Origin of the sequence: Burkholderia sp. AU16741 (assembly GCF_002223345.1) — a bacterium.
Lineage (GTDB): Bacteria > Pseudomonadota > Gammaproteobacteria > Burkholderiales > Burkholderiaceae > Burkholderia > Burkholderia sola.
This window is the reverse complement of the sequence record NZ_NKEZ01000011.1, coordinates 596408-612530: the sequence shown is the minus strand read 5'-3', so window position 1 is coordinate 612530 and position 16123 is coordinate 596408. Positions and strand designations below refer to the sequence as shown.

Here is a 16123-nt window from a genome sequence, read left to right as displayed (position 1 = left end):
CGCGGTTGACTCAGATCAACGGCAGCCGTGCGCGATACCCGCACAGTGAAGTGGTCGCGACGCCGAGGCCGGGCAGGCGGCGCGACGCGGATGCCAACCCATTGATCCGATCGAAAGGGGAAGCCGATGAGTAGCGATGCTTTGACGACACCGAACGACGCTTGGCGCGCGGGCTGCGATCTCGCGTTGCGCATGGTCGCGCTGAACCGCGACTGGCAATACGAATGGCATGCGCTGGAAGGGCGGCGCATCGAGCGCGACCGCACCGCGGTGCGGCGCCTGCAGCAGGCGCTGGCGGAAACGAACGAGTGGACGGCCTTCGCCGAGGCCGGCCGGCAGGTGACGAGCGACTACGCGATCGCAAGCGTCCAGATCTGGCAGGACACCGCGGAGCTGTGCATGCGTGCGCAATTCGAGCGCGCCAGTGCGTGGCGTACCTGGTTGCGCGAATACGGCTCGGGCGCGCTGTCGCGCTATCAGACCGACTGGTTGCCTGACCTCGAGCGACTCGCGGTGGTCAACGAAGCCAGCATGCCGTGGGCCGACTGGATGGCCGCGCTGGAGCGCGGGATCGAGGCGGCGGGCGGCGCGACGAACGGGGCGCTCGCCGCGGGCCGCCTGAACGGCATCGCAGGCGCACGGGAGAGCGATCATGTGCGCTAGGCGCGTCGCGTTCGTCACCGGCGGGATGGGCGGGCTCGGCGCCGCGATCAGCCGTCGCCTGCACGAAGCGGGCATGACGGTGGCGGTGTCGTACACGGAGCGCAACGACCACGTCGCGACGTGGCTCGCGCGCGAACGCGACGCCGGCCGCACGTTTCACGCGTTCGAAGTGGACGTGGCCGACTACGACTCGTGCCAGCACTGCGCGGCACGCGTGCTGGCAGAATTCGGGCGCGTCGACGTGCTCGTCAACAACGCCGGCATCACGCACGACGCCACCTTCGTGAAGATGACGAAGAGCATGTGGGACGCGGTGCTGCGCACCAATCTCGACAGCATGTTCAACATGACGAAGCCGTTCGTGCCGGGCATGATCGACGCGGGTTTCGGGCGGATCGTGAACATCGGCTCGGTCAACGGGTCGAGAGGCGCGTACGGACAAGCCAACTACGCGGCCGCGAAGGCCGGCATCCACGGTTTCACGAAAACGCTGGCGCTCGAACTCGCGCGGCATGGCGTGACGGTCAACACGGTGTCGCCCGGCTATCTGGCGACCGCGATGCTCGAGTCGGTGCCGAAGGAGGTGCTCGACACGAAGATCCTGCCGCAGATTCCGGCCGGGCGGCTCGGCGACCCCGACGAAATCGCCGCGTTCGTCGCGCTCCTGTGCTCCGATGCCGGTGCGTTCGCAACCGGCGCGGAATTCGACGTCAACGGCGGAATGTACTTGCGATGAACGCGTCCGTGCTGCGCGCGCCTCGCGCGCCGGCATCGCCGCCGACGCCGGCCGACGACGGGCACGCGCCGGCGGCGACGCGATGCGCGCCTGCCCGGATGAGCGCCGCCGAACAGTGGAACCGTGCCGCGCACGCGAATGTGGCCGCGCTGACGTTCGGGCTGTCGCCGGTATCGCTGGCGCTGGCCATGCTCGACTGGGGCGCGCATCTGGCGGTGACGCCGGGTAAAGGCTTCGAACTCGCGACCCAGGCGTGGCTGGGCGCCGTGGCGCCGGCGGCGAGCGGACGCGACGGCGAGGAGGCCGACGAGGCGGAGTCGAGCGGCCTGGCCGTGCACGCCGGCGACGCCGATCCGCGCTTCGCCGCGCCCGCATGGGGCGGCTGGCCGTTTTGCGTATACCGCGACGGTTTCCTGTCGGTCCAGCGTTGGTGGCGCGACGCGACACGCGGCGTGCCGGGCGTCGAACGCCATCATGAGGAACTGGTCGGGTTCGCCGCGCGCCAGTGGCTCGATGCCTGTTCGCCGGGCAATTTCCTGGCGACCAATCCGGTCGTGCTCGACGCGACGATGCGCAGCGGCGGCGCGAACCTCGTGACCGGCTTTCAGCACTGGCGGGAAGACGCGAACGCGTTCGTCGAGCGCGCGAGCGGCACGCCGGCCCACGATGCGCGCGCGTATCTGCCCGGTCGCGACGTGGCGATCACGCCGGGTCGCGTCGTCTGGCGCAACGCGCTGTGCGAGCTGCTGCAATACACGCCGACGACGGCCCGCGTGGCGCACGAGCCGATCCTGATCGTGCCGTCGTGGATCATGAAGTACTACATCCTCGATCTGCAGCCGCACAATTCGCTGATTCGCTTCCTGGTCGACGCGGGCTATACGGTGTTCGCCGTGTCGTGGCGCAACCCGGGCGCGGAATCGCGCGACCTCGGGCTCGACGACTATCTGCGCGACGGCTGCATCGCGGCGCTCGACGCCGCGGGGTCGATCGGCGGCGAAGCGGTCCACGCGGTCGGCTATTGTCTGGGCGGCACGCTGCTGGCGATCGCCGCGGCGGCGCTGGCGCGCGACGGGCAGCAGCACGACGCGCTGCGCTCGATCACGTTGCTGGCGGCCCAGACCGATTTCAGCGAACCCGGCGAACTCGGCCTGTTCATCGATGCGAGCGAACTGTCCGCGCTCGACGCGCTGATGTGGCGGCAGGGCTACCTGGACGGTGCGCAGATGTCCGCCGCGTTCGAACTGCTGAACGCACGCGACCTGATCTGGTCGCGGATGATGAGCGAATACCTGCTCGGCACGCGCACGAAGCCCAACGACCTGATGTCGTGGAATGCGGACACCACGCGCATGCCGTACCGCATGCATTCGGAATACCTGACGCGGCTCTTTCTCGACAACGATCTCGCGGCCGGCCGGTATTGCGTCGACGGGCGGCCGGTCGCGCTGTCGGATATCGACGTGCCGACGTTCGTCGTCGGCACCGAGCGCGATCACGTGTCGCCGTGGCGTTCCGTCTACCAGCTCCATCTGTTCACGCACCATGCGCTGACGTTCGTGCTGACGTCGGGCGGGCACAACGCGGGCATCGTGTCCGAACCGGGCCATCCGGGGCGCCATTATCGATGCGCGACGCGCGAACGCGGCGCGGCTTACCGCAGCCCGAACGACTTCGTGGGCGACACGCCGGCGGTCGACGGATCGTGGTGGACCTGCTGGCGCGACTGGTTGCACGCGCGCTCGTCGGGCGACGCGCCGGCCCGTACGCCGCCAACTGGACTCGCGGCGGCGCCCGGCGCCTATGTACTGGAAACATGAGCGGAGAAACAGCGATGAAGGCACTCGTCTACCACGGGCCGGGGCGCAAGGCGCTCGAGGAACGGCCCAAGCCGGAACTGCAATCGCCCACCGACGCGATCGTCCGCGTGACGCGCACGACGATCTGCGGCACCGACCTGCATATCCTCAAGGGCGACGTACCGACCTGCGAACCCGGCCGCATTCTCGGCCACGAGGGCGTCGGCGTCGTCGAGCAGGTCGGCGCCGCGGTCGATTCGCTGAAGCCGGGCGATCGCGTGCTCATTTCGTGCATCTCGTCGTGCGGCCGCTGCGAATACTGCCGCCGCGGACTGTATTCGCATTGCACGACGGGCGGCTGGATTCTCGGCAACCGGATCGACGGCACGCAGGCCGAGTACGTGCGTATCCCGCATGCGGCGACCAGCCTGTACCGGATTCCGGCCGGCGCCGACGAGGACGCGCTCGTGATGCTGTCCGATATCCTGCCGACCGGGTTCGAATGCGGGGTGTTGAACGGCAAGGTGCAGCCCGGGTGCTCGGTCGCGATCGTCGGCGCGGGGCCGATCGGCTTGGCCGCGTTGCTGACCGCGCAGTTCTACTCGCCCGCGCGGATCATCATGATCGACCCGGACAGCAACCGGCTCGAGATCGCGCGGCACTTCGGCGCGACCGATTGCCTCGATGGCCGTGCCGGCGATCCGGTAGCGGAAGTGATGAGGCTGACCGACGGCATCGGTGTCGATTGCGCGATCGAGGCGGTCGGCATTCCGGCGACGTTCGAGATGTGCACGGCGCTCGTGGCGCCGGGCGGTGTCGTCGCGAACGTCGGCGTGCACGGCGTGAAGGCCGACCTGCATCTCGAGAAGCTGTGGGATCGCAACATCTCGATCACGACGCGGCTCGTCGACACGGGCAGCACGCCGATGCTGCTGAAGACCGTGCGCGCCGGGCGTCTCGATCCGACACGCCTGATCACGCACCGGTTTTCGCTCGACGACGTCGAGCGTGCGTACGACACGTTCGGCCGCGCCGCGCAAACCCATGCGCTGAAGGTGATCATCGAAGTCGCTTGATCGTCGGGTGGCCGGTGACGGGAAGCCGGGACGCTGCCGCCCGTCACGTGCGTTGGGCATGCCGGGCGGCATGACCGCCAGTCAGGACGACAGCGCGGCGGGTTACTGCGTGCCGCCGGCTTCGCGTTCGTCCAGATCGACGCACTGCGCGTAGGTCGGCACCTCGCACGGCCAATGCAGACGCTCCGAAATGCGCCGACGCATCGCATCCGCGGCGGCGGGTTCGCCATGCGTGACGAAGGTCCGCACGGGCGCGCACTGCATCGTGCCGAGCCACTTCAGCACTTCCTCGTAGTCGGCATGGGCGGAGAGCGTCGTGATCGATTCGACCTGCGCGCGCACGCGGACGTATTCGCCGTGAATCTTCAGCGTCGGCTCGTGCGCGGCGAGCGCCGCACCGCGCGTGCCGACGGCCTGGTAGCCGACCAGCGCGATCGTGTTGCGCGCGTCCGGCGCATAGCGGGCCAGGTGATGCAGCACGCGGCCGCCCGTGGCCATGCCGCTACCGGCGATGATGACCATCGGGCCATGGTGTTCGGCAATCGCCTTCGACTGCTCGACCGTCCGGATCATCGTCGCCGCGTGGCCGAGTGCGTTGGCTTCGGACACGGTCAGCCGGTGTTCGAGGATGTGGTGGCGATAGATTTCGGTCACGTCCGTCGCCATCGGGCTGTCGAGGAACACGGGCACGCGCGCCATGCGGCCGGACGCCTTCAGCCGCGCGACGTAGTGCAGGATCTCCTGCGCGCGGCCGACGGTGAAACACGGCATCACGACGACCCCGCCGCGCGCGAACGTCTTGTCGAACAGCGTGGCGAGCGCGTTCTCGGGATCCGATTCCGGATGCAGCCGGTCGCCGTAGGTCGATTCGACGACCAGGAAATCCGCATGCGCGGGCGGCCGCGGCGGCTGCATGATCGGGTCGTGATAGCGGCCGAGGTCGCCCGAGAACGCGAGCACCTTGTGATCCCAGTGCATCACCACGCTCGCCGCGCCGAGGATGTGCCCGGCCGGCAGGAAGCGGAACGCCAGGCCGTCGCCGAGCGCGGTGCACTCGTCGAAGGCGACGGGCGTCAGCAGGCGCAACGCGCGCTGCGCGTCGTCCAGCGTATAGAGCGGCTGCGCCGGATGATGCTTCGAGTAGCCGTGCCGGTTCGCGAAGTCGGCTTCTTCCTCCTGCAGCCGCGCGCTGTCGCGCAGCATGATGTCGCAGAGTTCGGCCGTGGCCGCCGTGCAGTACACCGGCCCGCGATAGCCGTCGCGCGCCAGCACCGGAAGATAGCCGGTATGGTCGATGTGCGCGTGCGTGAGCACGACCGCGTCGAGCGTGTCGGGCGCGAGCGGCAGCGGGCTCCAGTTGCGCAATCGCAGATTTTTCGTGCCCTGGAACAGGCCGCAATCGACCAGGACGCGCCGGCCGCCGTGCTCGACCAGATACTTCGAGCCGGTCACGGTTTCGGTCGCACCGAGAAATGTCAGTTTCATCGCTCGCCTTCCTGAAAGTCGAGGGGTTCAGTGCGTCGATTACATCGCGAACCCGCGCGCGGCGATTGACGGAAATCAGCGATTCCCGCATCGAGCACGATGTCGAATGCGGCGTGTCAGGCGGTTTCGCTAGCGCTCGCCCGGCGCGGGATCGAGCTGCGCGACGAACGCGACGCCGCCCGACACCAGCGTGACGATCGCGTACGGCAGCACGTTCGCGTCGACCAGCATCGCGTGCACGACGCCCAGTAGCGACGCGAGTGCGATGAACACGCCCAGCGTGGCGAGCGTGGTCCGGTACGAATGGCGAATCATGACGGTCTCCCATGGAGCGGCTGGCGTTCGTCCGCGTTGACGCGCAGCGGCAGTTTGCGATTTCGCAAGCCATGGCGTCATGATCGCGTACCGGCTTCCGGCCCGGTTGATCTGTATCAACGGGCGAATCCCGGCCTCGCGTGCGATGGGGCAATGAGGCCGGGGAACGATCAAGTCATCTGACCAATGGTCTTGCGGAACCGCATCAGCGACAGCAGGAACAGCACGCCCCCGATCGCGAGCAGCGCCGCGAACTGCGGCCACACCGCATCCAAGCCGGCGCCCCGGTACAGGATGCGTTGCGCGAGTTCGACGAAATGGGTGGTCGGCGCGGCCAGCATGATGTCCCGCACGGCCGCCGGCATGCTTTCGCGCGGCGTCAATCCGCCCGACAGCAGTTGCAGCGGCAGCAGCACGAGCACGAGCAACATGCCGAACTGCGGCATGCTGCGCACGAGCGTCGCGAGAAAGATCCCCATCGACGTCGTGGCGAACAGGTGCAACGCCATCCCGGCCACGAACAACGGGATGGAGCCGGGAATCGGCACGTGCAGGGCGCCGCCCACGACGCAGGTCAGCGACGCGACGGCCGCCACCGTGACGACGAGCCCCATCGACCACACCTTCGCGAGCATGATCTCCGCCGCGGTCACCGGCATCACGAGCAGATGCTCGATCGTGCCGTGTTCGCGCTCGCGAATCAGCGCGGCGCCGGTGAGGATCATCGACAGCATCGTCACGTTGTTGATCAGTTCCATCAGCGCGCCGAACCAGACCTCGTCGAGATTCGGGTTGAAGCGCATCCGCATCGCGAGATCGACGGGGGGCAGCGGCGTGCCGCGATAGCGCCGCACGAACGCGTCGATCTCGCCCGACACGATCTGCTGGATGTAGGTGCTGCCGGTGAAGGCTTGCGTCATGCGCGTCGCATCGACGTTGAGCTGGATCGTCGCGTGACGGCCGGCCAGCACGTCGCGCTGGAAGTCCGGCGGAATGTCGAGCGAGAACGTGTAGTCGCCGTTGTCGAGGCCGCGATCGGCCGCGCCGGCGTCGACGATCGGGGGCGGCGCGAACTGGGGCGGAAAGAACGCCGCCGCGATCCGTGCCGACAGCGGCGACGCGTCTTCGTCGACGAGCGCGATCGGCACCTTGTGCAGCGTTTCGGGGCGTGCGGTCGCGGCGACGTAGATCGACGCGCTGAACGTATAGATGATCAGCGCGAGCAGGATCGGGTCGCGGGCGAGGCTCCACAGTTCCTTGATCCCGAGCCGGTAGACGGCGAGCAGGCGCGACATGGTCAGCGCTCCTGCTTGCGCAGCAGGATGCCGGTCGTCACCATGATGACCGGCACGGCCGCGAGCAGCGGCCAGAACTGGGACGACAGGTCGGCCAGCCCGAGCGCCTTGTTGTAGACGCCTCGGCTGATCGCGAGCATGTAGGTGGCCGGATAGATCGTCCCGATCCACTTGCCGCTGCCTTCGAGCGACGACAGCGGCGTGAGCAGGCCCGAGAACTGCACGACGGGGATCAGCGTGCCGACGATCGTCATGAAGATCGCGGCGATCTGGCTGCGCGTGAACGTCGACGCGAACAACCCGATGCCGGTGGCGACGACGTTGAAGATCAGCACCGCGGCCGCCAGCGTCGCGAAGCTTCCCTTGATCCGCACGCCGAACACGACGTCGGCCAGCACGACCATCAGCAGGAAATTCAGCATGGCCAGCATCACGTAAGGCGCCTGCTTGCCGAGCAGGAATTCGGCGCGGGTCACGGGCGTCACGTACAGGTTGACGATCGATCCGAGCTCCCGTTCCCGGACGACGGCCAGCGCCGTCAGCATCGCGGGCAGCATCAGCAGCAGCATCGGCATGATCGCGGGAATCATCGCGGGCAGGCTCTTGACGTCCGGGTTGTACCGATAGCGGATCGCGACGTCGACTGCCGGGGCGAGCGACACGCCGAGCCGGCGCTTCGCCTGATCGCGCAGCCAGTTCTCGTGCATGCCGGCCACATAGCCGCGGATCGTTTCCGCGCGCATCGGCATCGCGCCGTCGACCCATGCGCCGATCTCCACGTGCCGGCCGCGGGCGACGTCGCGTGCGAAACCGGGCGGGATCTCGATCGCGAGCGAAAGCTGGCCGTTGCGCATGCGGCGATCGAGGTCGCGGTCATCCGCAAGCCGGGCGCGCGGCACGAAGTAGCGGGAACCCGCGAGATTCTGCGCATAGTCCTGGCTCAGCATCGATTGATCGCGATCGAGCACGGCGAACGTCAGGTTGTCCACGTCGAGACTGATGCCGATGCTGATCACGCACGTCAACACGAGCGAACCGAACAGCGCGAGCGTCGCGCGCAGCGGGTCGCGGCGCAGTTCCAGCACTTCGCGCCACAGGTAGCTGCCGGCGCGCGCCGGACTGAACCAGGCGGCGCCGCGGGCGGCGTCGTCCGCGGCGGGCGACGCGGCGAGCCAGCCGGCGCCCGGTGACGTGTCCGCCGGTGCGCCGTCCACGCGTTGCGCGTCGGTCAGGTAGCCGATGAACGCGTCCTCGAGCGTGGCGGCGCCGCGCAGGCGAACCAGTTCGTCCGGTGCGGCGCTCGCCAGCACGCGGCCCGCGTGCATCAGCGAGATACGGTCGCAGCGGGCGGCCTCGTTCATGAAGTGCGTCGAAATGAAAATCGTGACGCGATCGTTGCGCGCGAGCTCGATCATCAATCGCCAGAAGTCGTCGCGCGCAACCGGGTCCACGCCCGACGTCGGTTCGTCGAGGATCAGCAGCTCGGGCTTGTGCACCATCGCCACGGCAAGGGACAGCCGCTGCCGCATGCCGAGCGGCAGGCGTTCGGGCAGCGCATCGAGCACCTCGGCGAGCCCGAAGCGTCCGACCATTTCGGCGATGCGCGCGGGCAGGTCCGGTTCCGGTACGCCGAACAGGCGCGCATGCAGCACGAGGTTCTGCCGGACGGTCAGTTCGCCGTACAGCGAAAACCCCTGCGACATGTAGCCGACGCGCCTGCGCGTATCGATATCGTTCGCGGCGACCGGACGGCCGAACAGCGTCGCCGTGCCTTCGGACGCGGCGAGCAGGCCCGTGAGCATCTTCATGGTCGTCGATTTGCCGCAGCCGTTGGAGCCGAGAAAGCCGAAGATTTCGCCGCGACGGATCTTCAGGCTCACGTGGTCGACCGCGACGAAATCGCCGAACCGCATCGTCAGCCCGTCGGCCTCGATCGCGTAGCCGTCGGCCGCGTCGGGCTGGAACGGTGTCAGCCGGATCGGCTGGTGCCCGTGCCGTCGCGCTTCCGGCAGCAACGCGATGAACGCGGCTTCCAGCGTGTCGCAGCCGGTGCGGGCGAGCAGTTCGCCGGGGCTGCCCGTCGCCAGCACGCGGCCGGCGTCCATCGCGATCAGCCAGTCGAAACGCCGGGCCTCGTCCATGTACGCGGTGGCGACGAGCACGCTCATTGCGGGGCGGGCGGTGCGAATACGGTCGATCAGCTCCCAGAACTGAGCGCGCGAGAGCGGATCCACGCCGGTCGTCGGTTCGTCCAGGATCAGCAGGTCGGGATCGTGGATCAATGCACAGCACAGGCCGAGTTTCTGCTTCATGCCGCCGGACAGTTTGCCGGCGGGGCGGTCGAGAAACGCATGAAGGCCGGTGCTGTGCGTGAGCGCGTCGATGCGGCGGCGTCGCTCGGCCGCGTCGTGACCGAACAGTCTGGCGAAGAACTGCAGGTTTTCCTCGACCGACAGCGTCGCGTACAGGTTCCGGCCCAGCCCTTGCGGCATGTAGGCGATACGCCGGCATACGCGTGCGCGATGGCGGCGCGACGACAGGTCGCCATCGAGCGTCCATACGCGGCCCTGCTGGATCGCACGCGCGCCGGACAGGAGCGCGAGCAGGCTCGACTTGCCGACGCCGTCCGGTCCGATCAATCCGACCATGCGGCCGGCCGGAATATCGAGCGTCACGTCGTCGAGCGCGGACGTGTCGCCGTAGCGCAACGAGATGCCCGACAGGCGGGCGACTACACCCGATTCAACCGATGCCGGCGGACCTTCGCCCGCACCGGCGCCGGTAGCGACCGGCACCGTCGCGTTCATTGCGGCACCTTGATCGCGAGGTGCGCGGGCCAATCCGCATTCGGATCGGTCTTCAGCCACGCGACACCCGGCAGGCCGGTTTTGACGAGCTTCAGGTGGCGCCGCAGCAGGTCGCGGTCGATGCGCGCCTTGACCCGAAACATCAGTTTCTGACGTTCGGTGGCCGTCTCGACCGTCTTTGGCGTGAACTGCGCCGTGCTCGACACGTACGACACGCGTGCCGGAATCACGTACTCCGGCGCCGCATCGAGCACGATCCGCACGTCGGCGCCGAGCGGGACTCTCCCCACGACCGTTTCGGGCAGGAAGAAGGTCATGTAGACGTCGGACAGGTCGACGACATTGAGCACCTTGCCGCCTGCTGGCAGAACTTCGCCCGATTCGGCGATCCGATACTGCACCCGCCCGTCGCGCGGGGACGTCAGCTCGCTGTCCGAGATATCGGCCTGCACGCGCGCGACGGTCGCCTGCGCGGCCGTCACCGCCGAGCGCGCGGCGACGAGTTGGGCCCGGGTGGCGTCGATCCCGGCCTGGGCGGCTTCGACCTGCGCACGCGCGGCATTCACGGTCGCCCGCAGGCTGCCGGCGCGCGCGCGATCGTCGTCGAGTTCCTGCAGCGACGACGCGCCGTCCCGCGACAGCGTTTCGGAACGCGCCAGCCGGCGCGTGGCGGCGTCCAGCTCGCTTTCGCGCTGCACGACGAGCGCAGCGGCGGCAGCCTTGTCGCTGCGACGCTGGGCCACCTGCGCGTCGATGCTCGCCGCGGTGTTCACCGCCTGCTGTTCCCGGGCCTGCGCCTCGTCGAGCTGCGCCCGCAGGACGACGACGTCCATGCGGGCGAGCGGCTGACCGGCGGTGACGAAATCGCCCTCGTCGACGAGCATGGCGGTGACGCGCCCCGGCAACTTCGTCGCGACGTCGATCTCGGTCGCCTCGATGCGGCCGTTGCCGCCGACGAGCCCGGCGTCCGTCCGTGCGTCGCGCCAGCGGGTCCAGCCGTAGTAAGCGAGGCCGATCGCGAGCACGGCCGCGCCGGCACCGATCAGAAGAGGGCACTTGATGGTCTTCATGGTCTGGAACCCGAATCGATGGAAAGGTGGTTCGATGCCGCGGCGGCACCGTCGGTATCGGTCGTCCCGCCGCCGAGCGCGCCGTACAGCGCGACGCGGCTCGACAACAGCGCACGACGCGTCATCACCCATTGCTGCTCGGCGTTCATCAGGTCCCGTTGTGCGTCGAGTACTTCCAGGAAGCGGGTCGCGCCGCTGTCGTAGCGCAGTGTCGCCAGACGTGCGCGTTCGGCCTGGGACGCGAGCGTCGCCCGCTCGATCGCGACCTGATCGGCGAGCCAATAGCGTGCGGCGAGCGCATCGGATACGTCGCGAAACGCGCGCTGCAGGGTCTTCTCGTACTGGGCGAGCGCCTCGTCGCGCTGGGCGTGTGCGAGGGCGAGATTCGACCGATTGCGGCCGCCGTCGACGAGCGGCAGCGTGACATTGGGAATCACCGACCACACGCCCGCGCCGGACGACAGCAGGTCGTGCAGCGCGCTGCTTCCCGAACCGATCGCGCTCGTCAACGCGATACGCGGAAAAAACGCCGCGCGTGCGGCGCCGATGTTCGCGCGCGTGGCCTGTAGTTCGTGCTCCGCCGCGATCACGTCCGGACGCCGGGCAAGCAGCGACGACGGCAGGCTCGGCGCGAGCGACGGCATCACCGCGCCGTCGTCGAGCGCGAGCGGCGTGTCGGCCAGCGCCGGCGTCGCGCCGACGAGCAAGGCCAGCGCATCGGCCGCCGATGCACGCGCCTGCTGCAACTGGACGCCGAGCGACTCGGCCTGCTGCAGCAGGATCTCCGATTGCGTCAGGTCCAGCCGCGAGATCGCGCCGGCCGCGTGACGCAGCCGGAAAATCCGCAGCGATTCGCGTCGCGTGTCGATCGTCGCGCGCGTCAGCGCGATCCGTTCATCGATCTCGCACAAGGTCAGATAGGCGTCCGCCACGCCGGTGATCACGCTCAACGTCACCGCCTGCCGGGCGGCGTCGCTCGCGAGATAGCGCTGCAGCGCCGCCGCTTTCAGGTTGCGTACGCGGCCCCAGAAATCGATCTCCCATTGTGTCTGCGCCAGCTGGATCTCGTAGACCTGGCCGATGACCGGCGCCGGCGTCAGGAAGCCGCCCGGCGTGCGAAACCGCGCATAGGCCGCGCCGGCGCCGATCGTCGGCCACTGATCCGCACGGCGAATGCCGTAGACGGCGCGTGCCTGTTCGACGCGTGCGACCGCTGCGCGCAGATCCCGATTGTTGGCGAGCGCCTGCCCGATCAACACGCGCAGACGTCCGTCGACGAAGTAGTCTTGCCAGGCAGGCGGCGCCTGCGCAATGGCGGCGCCGCGGGCGGACGGATCGGGGAACGCGGCGGGGATCGGCGCGGCGGGACGTTCGTCGGGTGGCGCGAACGACAGGCATCCCGACAGCATGGCCGCGCCGGCCGCCAGCGCAACGAGACGAATGCGCCGCGCGACGGCAGGCTGAAACAGCGGGGAAAGCGCGACGACGCGCATGGGATGCCTCATCGGATACGGGAACGGGAACGCGGGATGGCGCCGCCCCCATGGCGACGCCGCTTCGGGTTCACTTATATCCGACGAATGCCGCGCGCTCCCTTGATCTGCGTCACCGCGGCCGTCATGCGTTTCGAGTGAAGCCTCGCTTGACAGGCATCCGGCCGATCGTCCAGCCGAGGTTCGATTTACCGGCGGTCGCCGGGCGCGAGATTCAGCAGCACGACGAACGACAGGATGCTCAGCATCAACGTGACGATCGAATACCTGAACACCCGCTCGTCGAACAGCATGCCGTGCACGATGCCGGCCAGCGACGCCAGCGCGATGAACACGCTGAGCGTCGCGAGTGCGATGCGGTACTGCTTTCGGTTCATGACGGTCTCCCGGGAAGCGGCTGGGTCATCTCGTCGCGACATGTTCGCGGCGTCTTTCGCCATGATCGAGTCGCGCTCCGGCGGCCCGTTGATCTGCATCAACGGACAAATCGGCCGGTTGCGCACCGGGCCGCCGTGGCCGCAAGCCCGCGGTTGGTTGATCCTCGTCAAGCCGCCGGCGCCGCCATGCGCGATGCTGAATCGGGTACGGCGCACGTCCGGTCGCACGCTTCGCGATCGGCACGCGCCAGGACGGGAGACCGACATGAAGTCCGATGCAGCACTCAAGCAGGATGTCGAGCAGGCGCTGTTCTGGAATCCGGCGATCGATTCGCGCCGGATCGACGTCGACGTGCGCGACCGGATCGTGACGCTGCGCGGCACGGTCGACAGCTGGGCCCAGAAGCTCGAGGCGCAGAAAACCGCGCTGCATGTCGCGGATGCGCGTGCGCTGGTGCTCGAACTGAACGTCGAGCCGCTGGAGGATGCCTGCGCCGACCACGAACTGGCGATCGCGATCACGTTCGCGCTCGGCTGGCAGGAGGCATTGCGCGATCACCGGATTCGCGTCGAAGTCGATCACGGCTGCGTGACGCTCGACGGCGAGGTCGATCATGCGTTCCAGAGCCGTGCGGCGGAAAAGATGGTGAGCCGGATGAAAGGCGTCGTCGGCGTCGCGAACCGCATTCGGGTGCGGGCCGACCAGACGGTGCCCGACGTCGGCACGCGGATCGCCGAAGCGCTGGCCCGTCGCGCGCAGCGCGAATCCGCCGGGATCGCGATCGATGCGGACGACGGCATCGTCACGCTGACGGGCACGGTCGCGTCGCTGGCGGAAAGGCGTGCCGCGTGCGGCGCGGCGGCGTCGGTCAGGGGCGTGCGCGAGGTCGTCGACCGGTTGACCGTCGCGTGAGCGTCGCGCCTGGACCGTCCGCTACCACGGAGAAGCCACCATGAATCGTTCGCATTCCGGCCCCGGCCGCAATTATCTGCGCCGCGCGCGAACTGGACCCGTGACGCGGCCTGAGCGGTCGCGGGTTCGGCGCACAGCCTCGACGTCATGAAGAAAACCTTCGACTACGCCGGGTTGATGATCCCGATCGCGTTCGCGGTCCTGGTCGCCTATCAATTGCTGTCGGCCCAGCCGGCGACGACATCGATTTCGTACAGCGATTTTCATCGGCTCGTCGACGCGCGGCTCGTCGACGAGCTCGAAATCGGTCAGGCGTCGATCTCGGGCGTGCTGCGCATGCCGCAGGCCGCCACCATGCTGCCGGCGTCCGACGCGGGCGCCGTCAAGAAGGCAGGGCCGCCGTGGCGCTTCACGACGAACCGCGTCGGCGACGACCATCTGGTCGCCGCGCTGACGGCCGCCGGCATCCGCTATCGCGGCGTGCCGGATTCAGGCTGGATCGCGATGCTCGCGACGTGGCTGCTGCCGATGCTCGTGCTCGTGCTGGCCTGGAACTTCATGATGCGGCGGCCGGGCGGGATGAGGGACCTGAGCGGCATGGGCAAGAGCCAGGCGCGCGTGTACGTGCAGCAGGAAACCGGCATCACGTTCGACGACATCGCGGGGATCGACGAGGCGAAGGCCGAGTTGCAGCAGATCGTCGCGTTCCTGCGCAGCCCCGAACGCTATCAGCGGCTCGGCGGCAAGATCCCGAAGGGCGTGCTGATCGTCGGCGCGCCGGGCACCGGCAAGACGCTGCTGGCACGCGCCGTCGCCGGCGAGGCCGGCGTGCCGTTCTTCACGATCAGCGGATCGGCATTCGTCGAGATGTTCGTCGGCGTGGGCGCGGCCCGCGTGCGCGACCTGTTCGAACAGGCGCAGCAGAAGGCGCCGTGCATCGTGTTCATCGACGAGCTCGACGCGCTCGGCAAGGCGCGCGGCGTCGGGCTGATGTCCGGCAACGACGAGCGCGAACAGACGCTCAATCAGCTGCTGGTCGAGATGGACGGTTTTCAGGCGAATGCGGGCGTCATCATCATGGCCGCGACCAACCGGCCGGAAATCCTGGATCCCGCGCTGCTGCGCCCCGGGCGGTTCGACCGGCACATCGCGATCGACCGGCCGGACCTGACCGGCCGCAAGCAGATCCTGGCCGTCCATACGAAGCGCGTGAAGCTCGCGCCGGAAGTCGACCTCGCGGAGCTGGCGCAACGCACGCCGGGCTTCGTCGGCGCCGATCTCGCGAACGTCGTCAACGAAGCCGCGCTGCATGCGGCCGAACTCGACAAGCCGGCGATCGCGATGGCCGATTTCGACGAAGCGATCGACCGCGCATTGACGGGCATGGAGCGCAAGAGCCGCGTGATGAACGAACAGGAGAAGCGGACCATCGCTTATCACGAAGCCGGGCACGCGCTCGTCGCGCAAAGCCGCGCGCATTGCGATCCGGTGAAGAAGGTGTCGATCATCCCGCGCGGGATCGCGGCGCTCGGCTATACGCAGCAGGTGCCGACCGAGGATCGCTACGTGCTGCGCAGGAGCGAACTGCTCGACCGGCTCGATGTCCTGCTCGGCGGGCGGGTGGCCGAGGAACTCGCGTTCGGCGACGTATCGACCGGCGCGCAGAACGATCTCGAACGCGCGACCGCGCTCGCGCGGCACATGGTCATGCAGTACGGGATGAGCGACCGGATCGGGTTGATGACGCTCGACGACGCGGTATCGCAGGGCGGCGCGCCGGCCGTGTGGACACCGGGCGACGGCCATTGCAGCGAGCACACCGCGCAACTGATCGACGAAGAGGTGCGCGTGCTGCTCGACGACGCGCACGCGCGGGTCACGGCGACGCTCGGCGCGCACCGCGATGCGCTGGAGCGGATCGCGCGCAGCTTGCTGCAGCACGAATCGATCGATCACGACGGGCTGATGGCGCTCATCACGCCGGCCGACGATACCGGCGATACCGGCGACGCGCGGCGGCCCACGCAGACCGACACGGAAACGGCCACGGAAGCCCGCGTCTGAACGAACGGTCGCCCGGTCGCGCCAAGCGTC

The 16123-nt window shown here is 68.6% G+C and carries 13 protein-coding genes; 6 read left to right on the top strand and 7 right to left on the bottom strand.

Annotated elements, in window-relative coordinates:
• Positions 1-126 precede the first annotated feature (126 nt).
• Genes CFB89_RS31745 through CFB89_RS31730 form a run of 4 tightly spaced genes read left to right on the top strand, consistent with a single transcriptional unit; the run spans position 127 to position 4274 of the window.
• Entirely contained in the window at positions 127-663 is a 537-nt protein-coding gene (locus CFB89_RS31745; RefSeq protein WP_089471408.1) for a hypothetical protein, read from the top strand.
• Entirely contained in the window at positions 653-1399 is a 747-nt protein-coding gene (locus CFB89_RS31740) for a beta-ketoacyl-ACP reductase (RefSeq protein ID WP_089471407.1), read from the top strand. The genes CFB89_RS31745 and CFB89_RS31740 overlap by 11 nt, the downstream gene beginning before the upstream one ends.
• Positions 1396-3219 carry an alpha/beta hydrolase gene (locus CFB89_RS31735; protein WP_089471406.1) on the top strand — a complete coding sequence of 608 codons (1824 nt, stop codon included), beginning with the start codon at positions 1396-1398 and terminating at the stop codon, positions 3217-3219. Before CFB89_RS31740 ends, CFB89_RS31735 begins: the two co-directional genes overlap by 4 nt.
• Positions 3220-3233: 14 nt before the next feature.
• Entirely contained in the window at positions 3234-4274 is a 1041-nt protein-coding gene (locus tag CFB89_RS31730; protein WP_089471405.1) for a zinc-dependent alcohol dehydrogenase family protein, read from the top strand.
• Positions 4275-4376: 102 nt separating this feature from the next.
• Here CFB89_RS31730 and CFB89_RS31725 read toward each other — a convergent pair whose 3' ends face one another.
• The 7 genes from CFB89_RS31725 to CFB89_RS31695 all read right to left on the bottom strand — a co-directional run bounded on the left by CFB89_RS31725 (position 4377) and on the right by CFB89_RS31695 (position 13116).
• Positions 4377-5759, bottom strand: a complete 1383-nt coding sequence (locus tag CFB89_RS31725; RefSeq protein WP_089471404.1) for an MBL fold metallo-hydrolase RNA specificity domain-containing protein — start codon at positions 5757-5759, stop codon at positions 4377-4379.
• A 129-nt stretch (positions 5760-5888) separates the two neighbouring features.
• Positions 5889-6074, bottom strand: coding sequence for a DUF2964 family protein (locus CFB89_RS31720; RefSeq protein ID WP_089471403.1), 186 nt, complete (start codon positions 6072-6074; stop codon positions 5889-5891).
• Positions 6075-6244: 170 nt separating this feature from the next.
• Complete coding sequence (locus CFB89_RS31715; RefSeq protein WP_089471402.1) at positions 6245-7369, bottom strand: ABC transporter permease; 1125 nt, start codon at positions 7367-7369, stop codon at positions 6245-6247.
• Between the two features lie 2 nt (positions 7370-7371).
• Positions 7372-10176 (bottom strand): ribosome-associated ATPase/putative transporter RbbA, encoded by a 2805-nt coding sequence (gene rbbA / locus CFB89_RS31710; RefSeq protein WP_089471401.1) that lies wholly within the window; start codon positions 10174-10176, stop codon positions 7372-7374.
• Complete coding sequence (locus CFB89_RS31705; protein ID WP_089471400.1) at positions 10173-11246, bottom strand: HlyD family secretion protein; 1074 nt, start codon at positions 11244-11246, stop codon at positions 10173-10175. Before CFB89_RS31705 ends, rbbA begins: the two co-directional genes overlap by 4 nt.
• On the bottom strand, positions 11243-12739 hold the full coding sequence (locus CFB89_RS31700) for an efflux transporter outer membrane subunit (RefSeq protein ID WP_089471399.1): 1497 nt from the start codon (positions 12737-12739) through the stop codon (positions 11243-11245). Before CFB89_RS31700 ends, CFB89_RS31705 begins: the two co-directional genes overlap by 4 nt.
• 188 nt (positions 12740-12927) lie before the next feature.
• Complete coding sequence (locus tag CFB89_RS31695; protein WP_089471398.1) at positions 12928-13116, bottom strand: DUF2964 family protein; 189 nt, start codon at positions 13114-13116, stop codon at positions 12928-12930.
• 265 nt (positions 13117-13381) lie between these two features.
• On the opposite strand from CFB89_RS31695, the gene CFB89_RS31690 reads away from it, so the two are divergent.
• Together CFB89_RS31690 and ftsH are read left to right on the top strand one after the other, a co-directional pair.
• Complete coding sequence (locus tag CFB89_RS31690) at positions 13382-14029, top strand: BON domain-containing protein (protein WP_089471720.1); 648 nt, start codon at positions 13382-13384, stop codon at positions 14027-14029.
• Between the two features lie 147 nt (positions 14030-14176).
• Positions 14177-16093 (top strand): ATP-dependent zinc metalloprotease FtsH, encoded by a 1917-nt coding sequence (gene ftsH / locus CFB89_RS31685; protein ID WP_089471397.1) that lies wholly within the window; start codon positions 14177-14179, stop codon positions 16091-16093.
• The last annotated feature ends 30 nt before the right edge of the window (positions 16094-16123 follow it).

Bases quoted from the DNA above. Each gene is read 5' to 3' on its own strand.
- CFB89_RS31745 (WP_089471408.1), top strand. From the start codon at position 127: ATGAGTAGCGATGCTTTGACGACACCGAACGACGCTTGGCGCGCGGGC.
- CFB89_RS31740 (WP_089471407.1), top strand. From the start codon at position 653: ATGTGCGCTAGGCGCGTCGCGTTCGTCACCGGCGGGATGGGCGGGCTC.
- CFB89_RS31735 (WP_089471406.1), top strand. From the start codon at position 1,396: ATGAACGCGTCCGTGCTGCGCGCGCCTCGCGCGCCGGCATCGCCGCCG.
- CFB89_RS31730 (WP_089471405.1), top strand. From the start codon at position 3,234: ATGAAGGCACTCGTCTACCACGGGCCGGGGCGCAAGGCGCTCGAGGAA.
- CFB89_RS31725 (WP_089471404.1), bottom strand. From the start codon at position 5,759: ATGAAACTGACATTTCTCGGTGCGACCGAAACCGTGACCGGCTCGAAG.
- CFB89_RS31720 (WP_089471403.1), bottom strand. From the start codon at position 6,074: ATGATTCGCCATTCGTACCGGACCACGCTCGCCACGCTGGGCGTGTTC.
- CFB89_RS31715 (WP_089471402.1), bottom strand. From the start codon at position 7,369: ATGTCGCGCCTGCTCGCCGTCTACCGGCTCGGGATCAAGGAACTGTGG.
- rbbA (WP_089471401.1), bottom strand. From the start codon at position 10,176: ATGAACGCGACGGTGCCGGTCGCTACCGGCGCCGGTGCGGGCGAAGGT.
- CFB89_RS31705 (WP_089471400.1), bottom strand. From the start codon at position 11,246: ATGAAGACCATCAAGTGCCCTCTTCTGATCGGTGCCGGCGCGGCCGTG.
- CFB89_RS31700 (WP_089471399.1), bottom strand. From the start codon at position 12,739: ATGCGCGTCGTCGCGCTTTCCCCGCTGTTTCAGCCTGCCGTCGCGCGG.
- CFB89_RS31695 (WP_089471398.1), bottom strand. From the start codon at position 13,116: ATGAACCGAAAGCAGTACCGCATCGCACTCGCGACGCTCAGCGTGTTC.
- CFB89_RS31690 (WP_089471720.1), top strand. From the start codon at position 13,382: ATGAAGTCCGATGCAGCACTCAAGCAGGATGTCGAGCAGGCGCTGTTC.
- ftsH (WP_089471397.1), top strand. From the start codon at position 14,177: ATGAAGAAAACCTTCGACTACGCCGGGTTGATGATCCCGATCGCGTTC.